Genomic DNA, 14766 nt, shown 5'->3' with positions numbered 1-14766 from the left:
GGTCATGCGGACGACACCGTGCGGGGGTGGTCGAGCGCCGCGGCGACGTGGGCGCGGGCGCGGGCATCGGACTCCAGCAGCGCCTCGAGGTTCCCCGCGGGTCCGCCGGCGACCGCTTCGAGCGCATCCTCGACCAGTGCGGGGATCGACAGGAAGCGGGCGCGGCCCTGAAGAAAGGCTGAAACCGCCACCTCGTTCGCCGCGTTGAGCACGGCGGGCGCGTCGCCGCCCGCGGCGAGCGCGTCATACGCCAGGCGCAGGCAGGGGAATGCTTCGGTGTCGGGCGCCTCGAAGTCGAGGCGTCCGCCCTGCGCGAGCAGGTCGAGGCCGGCGACGCCCGAGTCGACGCGGTCGGGCCACGCCAGTCCCACCGCCAGGGCGGTGCGCATGTCGGGGAGGCCGAGCTGGGCCAGGGTGGAGCCGTCGATGAATTCGACCAGCGAATGGACCAGGCTCTGCGGGTGCACGAGGACGTCGATCCGGTCGCCGGGCAGTCCGAACAGGTGGCGGGCCTCGATCACCTCCAGCCCCTTGTTCATGAGCGTGGCCGAGTCGACCGAGATCTTCGGCCCCATGGACCACTTCGGATGCGCCACCGCCTGCGCCGGCGTCACGCCCGCCAGCGACGCGCGGTCGCGGCCGCGGAACGGCCCGCCGGAGGCGGTCAGCACCAGCCGGCGGACCTGCGGGCAGGGCGCCCCGGCGGCGTGCGGCGGCAGGCACTGGAAGATGGCGTTGTGTTCGCTGTCGACGGGGATCACGTCCGCGCCGCCGCCCCGCGCCGCGGCGGTGAGCAGTTCGCCCGCGAGCACCATCGACTCCTTGTTCGCCAGCAGCAGGCGCTTGCCGGCCCGGGCCGCCGCGAGCGTCGACGACAGGCCCGCGGCGCCGACGATGGCCGCGACGACCGTGTCGCAGGCATCCGAGCCGGCCAGGGCGTCGATCGTCCCCGGCCCGGCGTGGGCCTGCGTGTCGAGGCCGGCGGCCCGCAAGCCATCGCGCAGCGCGCCATGCATGGACGCATCCGCGATCGCGGCATGGTCGGGCCGGTGGGTGCGGCAGAGTTCGACGAGGGCATCGACGTTGCTGCCCGCCACCAGCACGCTGGCGCGCAGCCGGCCAGGATGGCGCGCGACCACGTCCAGCGCGGACGCGCCGATCGAGCCGGTGGCCCCGAGTACCGCGACCGCCTGCCGCCCCTCCTCAGCCATGGCGTCGCCCCGGCATCCTCAGAACCCCAGGACGGCCTTTCCGAGCGCGAAGGCCGGCAGCGCGGCGAGCACGCCGTCCAAGCGGTCCAGCAGGCCGCCATGGCCGGGGATCAGGTTGCCCGAGTCCTTCACCCCGACGTGCCGCTTGAGCAGGCTCTCGAACAGGTCGCCGACCACGGAGAACATCCCGGCCACCAGCGCGACGAGCGCGACGGCGGGCAGTTGCGCGAGCTCGGCGCCCGCGAGCGGCGCGAGTGCGACGCCCGTGACGACCGCCGCGGCCAGGCCGCCCAGCAGCCCCTCGATGGTCTTGTTCGGGCTGACGCGGGGGGCGAGCTTGCGGCGGCCGAACCGGCGGCCCGCGAAGTAGGCGCCCGTGTCCGCGGCCCAGACGATCACCACCGCGACCAGCAGCCAGACATGCCCGCGGTCCGCGCCGGGGACCACTTCCGTGCCGGCGTCGCCGCCGTGGATGATCGCCAGCGCGCACCACGCCGGCACCACCGACAGGGTGCCGGCGGCCAGCTTGAAGATGCGCGCGTGCGTCGTGTGGTCGGACGCGAATTCGAAGCTGCGCAGCCAGAGCAGCGCGGCCAGCCACCAGGCCACGCCGACCAGCACGGCCAGTTCGAACAGCACCCAGCTGAAGCCGCCGGGCGTTCGCGACGCCCAGACGATCGCCACCATCAGCGCGAGGTTCGCGGCCAGCAGGATCCAGCGCCCCAGCGTGTCGTCGACGTCCGCCAGGCGCAGCCACTCCCACAGCGTGGCCAGCATCACCACCGCGCCCACCGCCAGCATCCACGGGGTGGGCAGCAGCAGGACGGCCGCGATCGCGAGCGGTGCCATGACCAGCGAGGTGAGCACCCGCAATCGGGTCATCCCTGTACTCCGGGTTGCGGGCGCGCGACCTGCGCGCCGGTGAGGCCGAACCGGCGTTCGCGCCGGGCGAAGTCGTCCAGGGCGCGCTGCAGTGTGGCGACATCCAGCGCCGGCCACAACGTGTCGGTGAACCACAGTTCGGTGTACGCCAGCTGCCACAGCAGGAAGTTGCTGATCCGGTGTTCGCCGCCGGTGCGGATGAACAGGTCCGGCGGCGGGAGGTCTGCGAGCGCGGTTTCCGCGCCCAGCAGCGTCTCGTCGATCGCCTCGGCGTCCAGCGCTCCGTCGGCCACGCGCCGCGCCAGCACCCGCGCCGCGGCCGCGATGTCCTGCCGCCCGCCGTAGCTGGCCGCGACCGTCAGGTGCAGGCGGGCGTTGCGCGCGGTCTGCGCCTCGGCGTGCGCCATGCGCTGCCGGATCGCCTCGGAGAAGCGCGCCCGGTCGCCGATGAAGCGCACGCGCACGCCGCGCCGGTCGAGCTCGCCGACCTCGCGGTCGAGCGCCCCCATGAACAGCTTCATCAGCGCGCCGACCTCGTCGCTCGGCCGGCCCCAGTTCTCGCTGGAGAAGGCGAACAGCGTCAGCGCCGCGATGCCGCGCTCGAGGCAGAAGTCGATGCACAGGTTGACCGCGCGCGCGCCGGCGCGGTGGCCGATGGCGCGCGGGCGGTTGCGTTGCTGCGCCCAGCGGCCGTTGCCGTCCATGATGACGGCGAGGTGGCGGGGGATGTCGCCCCTGGCGGCTTCGGAAGGTTCGGGCATGCGGGTCGCGGCCGGGCCGGTCAGACCGCCATCAGCTCCTGTTCCTTGGCCTTGACGACCTCGTCCACGTCCTTGATCGCCGAGTCGGTGAGCTTCTGGATCTCGTCCTCGGCGCGGCGCACGTCGTCCTCGGTGACCTGCTTGTCCTTCAGCAGTTCCTTGACGTGGTGGTTGGCGTCGCGGCGGATGTTGCGGATCGCGACCTTGGCGTTCTCGCCCTCGGCGTGCACGTGCTTGGACAGCTCGCGGCGGCGCTCCTCGGTCAACGCGGGCATGTTGATGCGGATGACGGTGCCGGCGGTGTTCGGGGTCAGGCCCAGGTCGGAGGCGAGGATCGCCTTCTCGACCGCGGAGACCATCTGCTTCTCCCAGGGCGTGATCGTGAGCGAGCGCGCGTCGGTGACGGCGACGCTGGCGACCTGGGACAGCGGCATGTCCGAGCCGTAGTAGTTGACCTTCAGGTGGTCGACCAGGGCGGTGGAGGCGCGGCCGGTGCGGACCTTGGTCAGGTCCTGGCGGAGCGATTCGACGCTCTTGTGCATCCGGGTCTGGGCGTCGTTCTTGATCTCGTTGAGCATCGCGGGCTCCGTCGCGGTCTGTTGAGCCGGGCGAGTATAGCGGGCGGCCGCCGCCGGGCGGCCCGGATGGCGCCTTCAGTGGCCGCCGTGCGGCGCATGGTCGCGGTCGTCGTGCCCGCAGGCCGCGCCATGCTCGATCTGCAGGGTGGGGTGGTTGATGCCGAATTCACGCGCCAGCGCGTCGTTCATGCCGTCCAGGAACGCATCGTGGCCCTCGACGGCGGGACGCACCAGGTGCGCCGTCATGGCGATCTCGCCCGCGCCGAGCTGCCAGATGTGCAGGTGGTGGACCGCCTCGACGCCCGGCTGCGCCGCGAGGAAGGCTTCGACGCGGGCCGGGTCCACGCTGCGGGGCACTGCGTCCATCGCCGCGTTGAAGGCGTCGCGCAGCAGCGCGAATGCGCCGATGGCGACCACCGCGCCGACCAGCAGGGCGGTCGCCGGGTCCAGCCAGTGCCAGCCGAAGGCGAGCATGCCCGCGCCGGCGAGCACCGCCGCGAGCGACACCGCGGCATCGGCGACCAGGTGCAGGAACGCGCCCCGGCGGTTGAGGTCATGGTCGTGGCCATGGCGCACCAGCCAGGCGGCGCCGAGGTTGACCGCGATCCCGATCGCCGCCACGACGATCACCGGCATGCCCGGGATGTCCGGCGGCGCGGCGAACCGGCGCACCGCCTCCCATGCCAGCGCGCCGGAGAAGGCGACCAGCAGCAGCGCGTTCGCCAGCGGGGAGAGCAGGGTGGCGCGGCGCCATCCGTAGGTGTGGCGCCCGGTGGGACGCCGCTTGGCGAGCACCGCGGCGCCCCAGGCCAGGCCCAGCCCGAGCACGTCGCCGAGGTTGTGCAGCGCGTCGGAAAGCAGGGCCAGCGAACCGATGGCGAAGCCGTAGCCGGCCTCGAGCACAGTGTAGGCCAGGTTGACCAGCGTCACCGCGGCGAACGCACGGGTCCCGTCGTGGTGGTGGTCGTGGGCGTGCATGGGTGCAGTGTGCCCGCGGCGCCGTCCGCGGTCATCCGTCCCTGTCGTCCCGAGCGCAGCGAGGGACCTGCTTGTTCCGGCGACCAATGGCCAAGCGATGAAGCAGGTCCCTCGCTGCGCTCGGGACGACAGGCGTCAATGGGGCGGGAGAATCAGCGTGCGGGGTCGCGACCCTGCACGAGCGTGCCCACGTCCTCGCCGCGCAGGATGCGCAGGAGGGTGCCGGGCTGGCCCATGTCGAAGATGCGCAGCGGCATGTCCGCGTCGCGGCACAGCGCGAACGCGGCGGTGTCCATGACCTGCAGGTCGCGCGCGATGACCTGGTCGTAGCTCAGTCGCTCGAAACGCGTGGCGCCGGCGTGCTTCTTCGGGTCGCGGTCGTAGACGCCGTCGACCTTGGTCGCCTTGAGCAGCAGGTCCGCGCCGATCTCGATCGCGCGCAGCGCGGCGCCCGAATCGGTGGTGAAGAACGGGTTGCCCGTGCCGGCGGCGAAGATGACCAGCCGGCCTTTCTCGAGGTGGCGGATCGCGCGGCGACGGATGTAGTCCTCGCACACGTCGTTGATCTTGATCGCGCTCATCACGCGCGCCTTGCCGCCCAGCTTCTCGAGCGCGTCCTGCATCGCCAGCGCGTTGATCACGGTGGCCAGCATGCCCATGTGGTCGCCGGTCACGCGGTCCATGCCGGCGTCGGCCAGGCCCTTGCCGCGGAAGATGTTGCCGCCGCCGATCACCAGCGCCACCTCGGCGCCCGCCTGCTGGGCCTCGATGACCTCGCGCGCCAGCCGACCGATCACCGCGGGATCGATCCCGTAATCCGCATCCCCCATCAGCGCCTCGCCGGACAGTTTGAGCAGGACGCGGCGGTGGGCGAGGGGCATGCGGTCGGCTCCGGCTGGGGTGCCGGGATTGTAGCGGACCGTTCTGCGGGGGCGTCGCTGTTCGGGTTCCGCGGGGCGCCGACGCTGGGTTCCGCGAAGGCACCGGGGGCGGGTGGGCCTCGGGGCGAATGTCCCCCGGCTACGGCCTGCGGCCTTCGCCTCCTCCTTGATTTCGCCCCGAGGCCCACCCGCCCCCGGCGCTCGGACAGACGCAATCGCTGCAGCTCGCGCGTGCAATGGGAAGGTGGGCGTCGGAAGCCTTGGGGGCGAAATCAAGGAGGAGGCAGCCGCCGCAAGGCGGATGCCGGGGGACATTCGCCCCCAAGGCTTCCGATGCCCGCCCTCCGCGCAAGCCACTTCTCCGCAAACCGGAAAAGAAAAACCCCGCCGAAGCGGGGTTCTTCCAGGCAACAGCAGCGGCCTCGATTACGCCAGGCCGGCCTGCTTCATCACTTCGGAAGCGAAGTCGTCTTCCTTCTTCTCGATGCCTTCGCCGACGGCCAGGCGCACGAACTGCAGCACCTCGGCGCCCGCGGCCTTCAGGACCTGCTCGACGGACTGGTTGGTGTCCAGCACGTAGGGCTGGCCGGTCAGGCAGATCTCGTTGACGGTCTTGTTGACCTTGCCCGACACCATCTTCTCGATGATCTCGGCCGGCTTGTTGGTGTCCTTGACCTGGGCCATCGCGATTTCCTTCTCGCGTGCAACGAAGTCGGCCGGCACGTGCGCGGGCGAGATGTACGGGGGGTTCATCGCGGCGATGTGCATCGCCAGGCCGCGCGCCAGCTCGGCGTCGCCGCCCTTGACCTCGACGATCACGCCGATGCGGCCGCCGTGCACGTACGCGCCGATCTGCTTGTCGCTGTCGATGCGGGCCATGCGGCGGACCTGCACGTTCTCGCCGACCTTGGCGATCAGCGCGGTGCGCACTTCCTCGACGGTGCCGCCGTCGACCTGCGCGGCCTTCAGCGCGTCGATGTCCCCGGCGCCCAGCGCGGCATTGGCGACCGCGTCGGTGAACGAGACGAAGTTGGTGTCCTTGGCGACGAAGTCGGTCTCGGAGTTGATCTCGACCAGCACGGCCTTGCCGTCGGCCTGCGCGCTGACGATGCGGCCTTCGGCGGCGACGCGGCTGGCCTTCTTGTCGGCCTTGGCCAGGCCCTGCTTGCGCAGCCAGTCGGCCGCGGCCTCGATGTCGCCGTTGTTCTCGGTGAGCGCCTTCTTGCACTCCATCATGCCGGCGCCGGTGCGCTCGCGCAGTTCCTTGACCAGGGAAGCGGTGATCTCTGCCATGGGGGTTGCCTCTTGGATGTGGTGTCGCAGGCCCGTTTCCGGGAACGATCGGATGCGCGGCGTGGTGCCGCGTCCATGCCCGGGGGCGTGCCTGCAGGAATTCCTGCCGGAATCGCGGGTCGGGGCCGCGCCGTGGGGCGCGCCCCCGCGGTGCGGCCTTACTCGGCCGCGTCGGCCTTGGCGTCGTCGCCGGCCTTCGCCTCGTCGCCGGCCTTCGCTTCGGTGGCGGGGGACTCGCCGGCCTTGGCCTCGTCGCCGTCCGCCTTGGCGGCCTTCTTCGCCGGGGCGCGGCGCGCCGGCTTGGACTCGCCTTCGGAGAACTCGTCCTCGCGGACCGTGGCGGCCGACGGGGCGGCGGCCTTGCCCTCGAGCACGGCGTCGGCCGCGGCACGGGCGTACAGCTGGACGGCGCGGATGGCGTCGTCGTTGCCCGGGATGGCGTAGTCGACCAGGGCCGGGTCGTAGTTGGTGTCGACGACGGCGACGACCGGGATGCCGAGCTTCTTGGCTTCCTGGACGGCGATGTCCTCGTGGCCGATGTCGATCACGAACAGGGCGTCCGGCAGGCGGTTCATCTCCTTGATGCCGCCCAGCGACGCCTCGAGCTTGTCGCGCTCGCGGCGCAGGCGCAGCACTTCGTGCTTGACCAGCTTGCCGAAGGTGCCGTCGGTCTCGGCGGCCTCGAGCTCCTTCAGGCGCGAGACGGACTTCTTGACGGTCGCGAAGTTGGTCAGCGTGCCGCCCAGCCAGCGCTGGGTCATGTACGGCATGCCGCAGCGTTCGGCCTCTTCCTTCACGGCGTCGCGCGCGGAGCGCTTGGTGCCGACGAACAGCACGATGCCGCGCTTCTGGGCGATGCCCGAGAGGAAGTTCATGGCGTCCGAGAAGAGCGGCATCGTCTTCTCGAGGTTGATGATGTGGATCTTGCCGCGGGCGCCGAAGATGTACGGGCCCATCTTGGGGTTCCAGTAGCGGGTCTGGTGGCCGAAGTGCACGCCGGCCTCCAGCATCTGGCGCATGGTGATCTGGGGCATTGCTCTTGCTCCGATGGGGAATCCGCCGCCCGGGTCGTGTGTGGGCGGGGCCGCGGCGCCTGGCGCCGTGGCATGGATTCCGGGGTTGGGCCTCCCCGTCGCGTCCGTGTCCGAACCCTCCGCCATTCGGCTTCGGGCACCCCGGCACGGGCTGTGGCGACGGGTGTGTATTTGCCGGTGACGCCCGGCATGGGCGGTCTTCGAAGGCCGATCGGGCCCACGAAGCCGCGGAATTCTACCCGGATCAGGGGCTTGGCCGCAATGCGGGGGCTGGCGGGGTGCGGGAGCGGGAGCGGACGATCGTTTCGCGGGCAGGCGGGGGCGAGGGGTGCTGCTCTTCGCTCGGTCAGGGCATCCTGCCCTGACTCGCGCGCAGGCCGTCCCTGGCCTGCTTGACGCAGCACCCCTCACCCCCGCCCCACGGACGGCCGGGGCCCTCCCCGTCACCAGTGGCCAAGGAAGGGGCAGCGTTCTCGCACGGGCGGGCCGCGGCGGCCGGCAGCCGGATCCCCCGGCTTTTGTACTTGGGTGAGCGGAGCCGGTCTGGCAGGGGCGGACGTGGATGGTCGGGGGTCATGCGCCAAGTCGGCCAAGGATGGCCGGCGCGCGCGTCAGGGCAGGACGCCCTGCCGCGCGAAAAGCATGACCCCCGACCAGCCGCGGCCGCCGGCACGCACGCCCACGGGTTCGCCTTGCGCGCGGTGACACCGACGCCGGTCGGGGTTGGGCGATAATCGGGCAATGGCTATCTCCATCAAGACCCCTGACGACATCGAGAAGATGCGCGTTGCCGGCCGCCTGGCGGCCGAGGTGCTGCAGGTGGTCGCCCCGCACGTGAAGCCGGGCGTGACCACCGACGAGCTGGACCGCATCTGCCACGACCACATCGTCAACGTCCAGAATGCCGTGCCGGCGAACGTCGGCTACCGCGGCTTCCCGGCGACCGTGTGCACCTCGGTCAACAACGTGATCTGCCACGGCATCCCGAGCCCCTCGAAGGTGCTCAAGGACGGCGACATCCTCAACATCGACGTCACCGTCATCAAGGACGGCTGGCACGGCGACACCAGCCGCATGTACTACGTCGGCGAGCCGTCGGTGATGGCGCGCCGGCTGGTGGAGGTGACGCGCGAGGCCATGTTCAAGGCCATCCGGCTGGTGCGGCCGGGCGCGACGCTCGGCGACATCGGCGCGGCGATCCAGAAGTACGCCGAATCGGAACGGTTCTCCGTCGTGCGCGAGTACTGCGGCCACGGCATCGGCCGCGTGTACCACGAGGAGCCGCAGGTCCTGCACTACGGGCGGGCCGGCGAAGGCCTGGTGCTGAAGGAAGGCATGACCTTCACGATCGAGCCGATGGTGAACGAGGGCAAGCGGCACACCCGCCTGCTGCCGGACGGCTGGACCGTCGTCACCAAGGACCGCACGCTTTCCGCGCAGTGGGAGCACACCGTCGCCGTGACCGCCGACGGCGTCGAGATCCTCACCCGGCTGCCCGGGGACGACAACGACCTGTGAGCGCGCCGGCCGCCAACCGGTCTCCGGAGCGGCACGGGCAGGACGACGCGGCCTGGGCCGCGGCGGCGCGGGCCGCGCTGGCGGCCGATGACGCCGCCTTCGCCGCGCGCTTCGACGCCGGCGAGGACATCGACCGGTTGCTGGCCGCGCGCACCCGTGCGGTCGACAGCTGGGTGCGGCATGCGTGGGAGCGTTGCATCGGCGCGGACCGCACCGACGTCGGGCTGTTCGCCGTGGGCGGTTACGGGCGCGGGGAACTGTTCCCGCAGTCGGACATCGACCTGCTGGTGCTCGCCGAGCCGGAGGCGCAGCGCGAGAACCACGATGCGCTGGCCCGCCTGTTCGCGCTGCTGTGGGACGCGGGACTGCCGGTCGGGCATGCGGTGCGGTCTGCGGAGGAATGCACCGCGGCGGCCGGCGGGGACATCACCGTCCTGACCGCGCTGCTGGAAGCGCGGCCGCTGCAGACGAATGCCGCGGAGGTCGCGCGCCTGGCCGCGGCGATCGCGCCGGACCGGGTGTGGACGCCGCGGGCCTACTTCCAGGCCAAGCGCGAGGAGCAGCGCGAGCGCCATGCGCGCTTCGACGACACCGCCGACAACCTCGAGCCCAACCTCAAGGACGGGCCCGGGGGACTGCGCGACGTGCAGACGCTGCACTGGATGGCGCTGCGCGTGCTGGGCGCGCGCGGGCTGGAACCCCTGGTCGCCGCCGGCCAGTTCGGCGCCGACGAGTACGCCACGCTCGAGCGGCAGCGGCGCACGCTCTCGCGGATGCGATGGGGCCTGCACCTGGTCGCCGGCCGGCGCGAGGAGCGCCTGCGCTTCGACCACCAGAAGGCGCTCGCCGAGCGCCTGGGCCATACCGAGGATGCGGGCAACCTCGCGGTCGAGCGGATGATGCAGGACTTCTACCGCAGTGCCGCGCTGGTGCTGCGGATCGGCGAGCGCCTGCTGCAGCGGTTCGAGGAGCAGCTCGAGGGCGAGTCGGAGCCCGAGCCGCTCGACGACGCCTTCGAACTGCGCCGGGGCTACGTCGCCGCGCGCGACCCTGCGTGGCCGGCGTCGCCGGAGGACGTGTTCGAGCTGTTCGCGGTGTGGGCGCGCCATCCCGACGTGCGCGGCCTGCATTCGCAGACCGCCCGCGCGCTGGCCGAGGCCCTGCCGATCGTGCCGGCTTACACCGACGCGTCGCCGGAGCTGCGCGAGCGGATGCTCAAGCTGCTGCGCGGTCACGCGCCGGTGCGCACGCTCGAGCGGATGTCGCGGCTGGGCGTGCTTGGCCGCTACATCCCGGCGTTCTCGAAGGTGTCCGGTCGCATGCAGTTCGACCTGTTCCACGTGTACACGGTCGACCAGCACACGCTGGCGGTGCTGCGGAACCTGGCGCAGTTCGCGTCGGGCGACCCCGACGAGCGTTTCGCCATCGCCCACCAGGTCTGGCCACGCCTGCGCAAGCCCGAGCGGCTGCTGCTGGCCGCGCTGTTCCACGACATCGCCAAGGGCCGGGGCGGGGACCATTCGGAACTGGGCGCCGAGGACGCGCGCGTGTTCTGCGAATCGCACGGCCTGACCAGCGGCGACGCCGCGCTGGTCGAATGGCTGGTGCGACGGCACCTGCTGATGTCGCTGACCGCGCAGAAGCAGGACATCGCCGACCCGGACGTCATCCACCGGTTCGCCACCGAAGTGGCCGACCGGGAGCGGTTGGACAATCTCTACCTCCTGACCTGCGCCGACATCGCCGGCACGTCGCCCAAGCTGTGGAACGGCTGGAAGGACCGGTTGCTCGCCGACCTGTACACGACCGCCCGGATGGCGCTGCGCCGCGGACTGGAGCATCCGCTCGCGGCCGAGGAGCGGATCGGCGAGACCCGTGACGCGGCGCGGTCGATGCTCGTGGCCACCGGCGTCGGCGAGCAGGAGGCCGAGACGCTGTTCGCGCGCATGCCCGACAGCGCCTTCCTGCGCGGCCGGCCCGACCAGGTGGCGTGGCAGGCGGCGTCGCTGCGCGGCCGTACGCCGGGCGACGAGGTGGTCCGCGTGCGACCGCTGCTGCAGCACGCCGGGACGCTCGAGGTCTTCGTGCATTCGCGCGACCGCGACGGGTTGTTCGCGGCGATCGTCGCCACGCTCGACCGCCTGGGCCTGGCGATCCAGCAGGCCCGGGTGCTCGACGGGCCCGACGGCACGATCTTCGACAGCTTCGAGGTCATCCCGGGCGAGGGGCGCGAGGCGCCGGCCCCGGAGACGGTCGAGGCACGGCTGGGCACCGCGCTCGCCGGCGACCTCGCCGCGATCCGCCCGGCCCGCCGCACGCAGCCGCGCCACCTGCGCCATTTCCGAATCGCGCCGCAGATCGCCTTCACCGCCGTCGGCGGCGACGACGCGAACCGGCGCGGGCGCACGGTGCTGAGCCTGGTCTGCACCGACAGGCCCGGCCTGCTGGCCGAAGTGGCGCAGGCGCTGCGCGGCGAGCGGCTCCGCGTGCACGACGCGCGCATCGCGACCTTCGGCGAGCGCGCCGAGGACGTCTTCCAGATCACCGACGAGCGGGACCAGCCGCTCGATGAACACCGGCAGCAGGCGCTGCGACAGGCGCTGCTCGCACGCCTCGATGGAGAAGCACGATGAGTCCCCCGAAGAAGAAGCCGGCCGCGAAGAAGGCCGCCAGTAAGGCCTCGACGAAGGCCGCGAAGAAAGCCACGCAGAAGGCCACCAGGAAGGCCGCGACCGGGAAGGCGCCAACGGCGAAGAAGACGCCTGCGGGTCCGACGAAGGTCGAGGTTCCGGCGCGGAAATCGGTCCCGAAGAAGTCGGCCCCGGAGACGGCGTCTCCCAGGCAGGCGGCGTCTCCGAAGCCGGCGGCGCCGAAGGCGCCGGCGCAGCCGCGCAAGCCGAGCGCGCGCGACAACGCGGCCGCGGGCCTCAAATTCATGATCGACAGCGCGTGGGAGCGTCGGACGATGCTCACGCCGGACGAGCTCGAAGGCTCGACCCGGCCCGCCGTCGAGCAGGCGATCGAGGGGTTGGAGTCGGGCGAATTCCGGGTCGCGGAGCCGGACGGCGAGGGCGGCTGGCGGGTCAACGAGTGGCTGAAGAAGGCGGTGCTGCTCTACTTCCGGGTCAACGACATGGAACTGGTCGAGTCGTACCCGGCGCCGTTCTGGGACAAGGTGCCGGCGCGCTTCGCGACCTTCGACGAGGCGGCGTTCCGCAAGCTGGGCGCGCGCGTCGTGCCGGGCGCGATCGTGCGCGCGGGCAGCCACATCGGCCGGGACGTGGTGCTGATGCCGAGCTTCGTGAACATCGGTGCGCACGTGGGCGCGGGGACGATGGTGGACACGTGGGCGACCGTGGGGTCGTGCGCGCAGATCGGCAGGCATTGCCATCTGTCGGGCGGGGCGGGAATCGGCGGGGTGCTGGAGCCGTTGCAGGCGACGCCCACGATCATCGAGGACCATTGCTTCATCGGTGCGCGCTCGGAGGTCGTCGAGGGCGTGGTCGTGGGGCACCACAGCGTGATCGGCATGGGGGTCTTCCTGGGCCAGTCGACGCGGATCTACGACCGGGCGACGGGCGAGGTCAGCTACGGGCGGATCCCGCCGTACAGCGTGGTCGTGTCGGGCCAGCTGCCGTCGGCCGACGGGTCGCATTCGCTGTACTGCGCGGTGATCGTGAAGCGCGTGGACGCGAAGACGCGCAGCAAGACGAGCATCAACGAACTGCTGCGGGGTCTTGCCGAATGATCATCGGTTTGCGCGGGCGAGCAGGCGCCGCGCAGCCTGGTGCGCGACACGCCGTGAATACGTCCCTGTAGGCTCGGTGGCGACATCCATGTCGCCAACGGTCGCGCACCAGGCTGCGCGACGCCTGCTCCTCGAGATCCTGGAAGTTCTGATGACGACGACGCTGTACGGATTGAAGAACTGCGACACGTGCCGGAAGGCGCGGAAGTGGCTGGACCGCTTCGGCGTCGCGCACGACTTCGTGGACTACCGGGACGAGAAGCCGTCGCCGGAGACGCTGGTGGCGTGGAAGGACGCGCTGGGCGGATGGGACGCGATGGTCAACAGGTCGTCGACCACCTGGCGGAACCTGCCGCCGAACCGGAAGGTGCCCGGGTCCGATGCCGAGTGGACGCTGTTGCTGCGTGAATATCCGCAACTGGTGCGGCGGCCGGTCGTCGTCACTGGAGATGGCGTGGTGACGCAGGGCTTTTCAGACAACGGCTTCAAGAAGCGGTTCGATACCAGATGACCTGTCGTCCCGAGCGCAGCGAGGGACCTGCGCTTGCGCTCGTGGGCGCGGGAAACGCGGGAAGCAGGTCCCTCGCTGCGCTCGGGACGACAGGCTCTGCTGGAGGTGCGCCATGAGCGACGTGCTGCAACTCACGCGGGAACTGATCGCCCGGGCGTCGGTGACGCCCGACGACGCGGGTTGCCAGGCCTTGATCGCCGGGCGGCTGGAGCGCGCGGGATTCGCGTGCGAGCACCTGCGGCTGGGCGAGGTCGACAACCTGTGGGCGACGCACGGTCCGCTGGACGGCAACGAGGACGGTCCGGTGCTGGTGCTGCTGGGGCACACCGACGTGGTGCCGCCGGGGCCGCGCGAGGCGTGGGCGAGCGATCCGTTCGTGCCCGAGATCCGCGACGGCGTGCTCTACGGACGCGGGGCGGCGGACATGAAAGGCAGCGTCGCCGCGTTCGTCGTCGCGGCCGAGCGGTTCGCCGCTGCGCATCCCGACCATCGCGGGACGCTGGCGCTGCTGCTCACCTCGGACGAGGAGGGCGACGCGATCGACGGGGTGCGGCGCGTGGCCGAGATGTTCCGCGAGCGTGGGCAGCGGATCGACTGGTGCGTGACCGGGGAGCCGTCGTCGAAGAATACGCTCGGCGACCTCCTTCGCGTCGGGCGGCGCGGGAGCCTCTCGGCGACGCTCGACGTGCGCGGCGTGCAGGGGCACGTGGCGTATCCGGGCAAGGCGCGCAATCCCGTGCACATGGCCCTTCCGGCGCTCGCGGCCTTGGTCGCGCGCGAGTGGGACGCGGGCTACGAGACGTTCCCGCCGACCAGCCTGCAGGTGAGCAACATCAACGCGGGGACGGGCGCGAACAACGTGATCCCTGGCGACCTGCGCGTGCTGTTCAACCTGCGCTACAACCCGCACTGGGATGCCGGGCGCCTGGAGCGCGAGTGCGAGGCGATCCTGCAGTCGCACGGCCTTGGCGCCGGCGACTACGCGATCCATTGGCACCGCAGCGGCGAGCCGTTCTTCACCCCGGAGGGGCCGCTGCGATCCGCCGCCCGCGACGTGCTCACGCGCTTCGCCGGCGCGCCGCCCGAGGAGAGCACCGGCGGGGGCACGTCGGACGCGCGCTTCATCGCGCCGCTCGGCGCGCACTGCATCGAGGTCGGGCCGGTCAACGCGAGCATCCACAAGGTCGACGAGCACGTGCGCGTGTCGGACCTCGAGGCCTTGCCCGACCTGTACCTCGCCCTGGTCGAGCGCCTGCTGGTCCCCTGAGGCCATCAACCGCGACGCGCCGTAGGAGCGCGCCTACGCGCGCGATGTCCTCCGGTCACACCACGCGTGCAGTGAACGCGCCCGGGCGATGAGGCAATCGCGCG

The 14766-nt window shown here is 71.7% G+C and carries 13 protein-coding genes; 5 read left to right on the top strand and 8 right to left on the bottom strand.

The features are described 5' to 3' along the window. Window positions 1–2: 2 nt before the first annotated feature. The 8 genes from dxr to rpsB form a co-directional block, all read right to left on the bottom strand. Window positions 3–1211, bottom strand: coding sequence for a 1-deoxy-D-xylulose-5-phosphate reductoisomerase (dxr, locus tag ACYU7H_RS02130; RefSeq protein ID WP_460812102.1), 1209 nt, complete (start codon window positions 1209–1211; stop codon window positions 3–5). A gap of 18 nt (window positions 1212–1229) precedes the next feature. Further along, window positions 1230–2093: a phosphatidate cytidylyltransferase gene (locus tag ACYU7H_RS02125; protein ID WP_460812101.1), complete on the bottom strand. Its 864-nt coding sequence runs from the start codon at window positions 2091–2093 to the stop codon at window positions 1230–1232. Beyond that, window positions 2090–2854 (bottom strand): polyprenyl diphosphate synthase, encoded by a 765-nt coding sequence (uppS, locus tag ACYU7H_RS02120; protein ID WP_460812099.1) that lies wholly within the window; start codon window positions 2852–2854, stop codon window positions 2090–2092. Before uppS ends, ACYU7H_RS02125 begins: the two co-directional genes overlap by 4 nt. 20 nt (window positions 2855–2874) lie before the next feature. After that, the gene (frr, locus tag ACYU7H_RS02115) at window positions 2875–3432 is read right to left on the bottom strand and encodes a ribosome recycling factor (protein ID WP_460812098.1); all 558 of its coding nucleotides are present in this window, start codon (window positions 3430–3432) and stop codon (window positions 2875–2877) included. A gap of 75 nt (window positions 3433–3507) precedes the next feature. Beyond that, the gene (locus tag ACYU7H_RS02110; protein ID WP_460812096.1) at window positions 3508–4410 is read right to left on the bottom strand and encodes a cation diffusion facilitator family transporter; all 903 of its coding nucleotides are present in this window, start codon (window positions 4408–4410) and stop codon (window positions 3508–3510) included. A gap of 152 nt (window positions 4411–4562) precedes the next feature. Continuing rightward, a complete protein-coding gene (gene pyrH / locus ACYU7H_RS02105) occupies window positions 4563–5291 on the bottom strand; it encodes a UMP kinase (RefSeq protein ID WP_460812094.1) in 729 nt (242 codons plus the stop codon). A gap of 426 nt (window positions 5292–5717) precedes the next feature. Continuing rightward, the gene (gene tsf / locus ACYU7H_RS02100; RefSeq protein ID WP_460812093.1) at window positions 5718–6584 is read right to left on the bottom strand and encodes a translation elongation factor Ts; all 867 of its coding nucleotides are present in this window, start codon (window positions 6582–6584) and stop codon (window positions 5718–5720) included. Window positions 6585–6742: 158 nt separating this feature from the next. Beyond that, window positions 6743–7618 (bottom strand): 30S ribosomal protein S2, encoded by an 876-nt coding sequence (gene rpsB, locus ACYU7H_RS02095; protein ID WP_460812091.1) that lies wholly within the window; start codon window positions 7616–7618, stop codon window positions 6743–6745. A 741-nt stretch (window positions 7619–8359) separates the two neighbouring features. Between rpsB and map the strand changes: the two genes are divergently transcribed. The 5 genes from map (at window position 8360) to dapE (ending at window position 14662) form a co-directional block, all read left to right on the top strand. Then, the gene (gene map, locus ACYU7H_RS02090; RefSeq protein ID WP_460812089.1) at window positions 8360–9136 is read left to right on the top strand and encodes a type I methionyl aminopeptidase; all 777 of its coding nucleotides are present in this window, start codon (window positions 8360–8362) and stop codon (window positions 9134–9136) included. Further along, entirely contained in the window at window positions 9133–11769 is a 2637-nt protein-coding gene (gene glnD, locus ACYU7H_RS02085; RefSeq protein WP_460812088.1) for a [protein-PII] uridylyltransferase, read from the top strand. The genes map and glnD overlap by 4 nt, the downstream gene beginning before the upstream one ends. After that, window positions 11766–12884 (top strand): 2,3,4,5-tetrahydropyridine-2,6-dicarboxylate N-succinyltransferase, encoded by a 1119-nt coding sequence (gene dapD / locus ACYU7H_RS02080; RefSeq protein WP_460812086.1) that lies wholly within the window; start codon window positions 11766–11768, stop codon window positions 12882–12884. Before glnD ends, dapD begins: the two co-directional genes overlap by 4 nt. A gap of 151 nt (window positions 12885–13035) precedes the next feature. Then, window positions 13036–13395, top strand: coding sequence for a Spx/MgsR family RNA polymerase-binding regulatory protein (locus tag ACYU7H_RS02075; protein WP_460812084.1), 360 nt, complete (start codon window positions 13036–13038; stop codon window positions 13393–13395). A 112-nt stretch (window positions 13396–13507) separates the two neighbouring features. Next, a complete protein-coding gene (gene dapE, locus ACYU7H_RS02070; protein ID WP_460812083.1) occupies window positions 13508–14662 on the top strand; it encodes a succinyl-diaminopimelate desuccinylase in 1155 nt (384 codons plus the stop codon). Window positions 14663–14766: the final 104 nt, after the last annotated feature.

Source organism: Luteimonas pelagia, from assembly GCF_054776035.1.
The sequence above is the reverse complement of the archived record's forward strand: the minus strand, read 5'-3'. Positions and strand labels throughout refer to the sequence as shown.

Excerpts from the sequence above, each read along its gene's own strand:
- dxr (WP_460812102.1), bottom strand. The coding sequence starts at position 1,211 with ATGGCTGAGGAGGGGCGGCAGGCGGTCGCGGTACTCGGGGCCACCGGC.
- ACYU7H_RS02125 (WP_460812101.1), bottom strand. The coding sequence starts at position 2,093 with ATGACCCGATTGCGGGTGCTCACCTCGCTGGTCATGGCACCGCTCGCG.
- uppS (WP_460812099.1), bottom strand. The coding sequence starts at position 2,854 with ATGCCCGAACCTTCCGAAGCCGCCAGGGGCGACATCCCCCGCCACCTC.
- frr (WP_460812098.1), bottom strand. The coding sequence starts at position 3,432 with ATGCTCAACGAGATCAAGAACGACGCCCAGACCCGGATGCACAAGAGC.
- ACYU7H_RS02110 (WP_460812096.1), bottom strand. The coding sequence starts at position 4,410 with ATGCACGCCCACGACCACCACCACGACGGGACCCGTGCGTTCGCCGCG.
- pyrH (WP_460812094.1), bottom strand. The coding sequence starts at position 5,291 with ATGCCCCTCGCCCACCGCCGCGTCCTGCTCAAACTGTCCGGCGAGGCG.
- tsf (WP_460812093.1), bottom strand. The coding sequence starts at position 6,584 with ATGGCAGAGATCACCGCTTCCCTGGTCAAGGAACTGCGCGAGCGCACC.
- rpsB (WP_460812091.1), bottom strand. The coding sequence starts at position 7,618 with ATGCCCCAGATCACCATGCGCCAGATGCTGGAGGCCGGCGTGCACTTC.
- map (WP_460812089.1), top strand. The coding sequence starts at position 8,360 with ATGGCTATCTCCATCAAGACCCCTGACGACATCGAGAAGATGCGCGTT.
- dapD (WP_460812086.1), top strand. The coding sequence starts at position 11,766 with ATGAGTCCCCCGAAGAAGAAGCCGGCCGCGAAGAAGGCCGCCAGTAAG.
- ACYU7H_RS02075 (WP_460812084.1), top strand. The coding sequence starts at position 13,036 with ATGACGACGACGCTGTACGGATTGAAGAACTGCGACACGTGCCGGAAG.
- dapE (WP_460812083.1), top strand. The coding sequence starts at position 13,508 with ATGAGCGACGTGCTGCAACTCACGCGGGAACTGATCGCCCGGGCGTCG.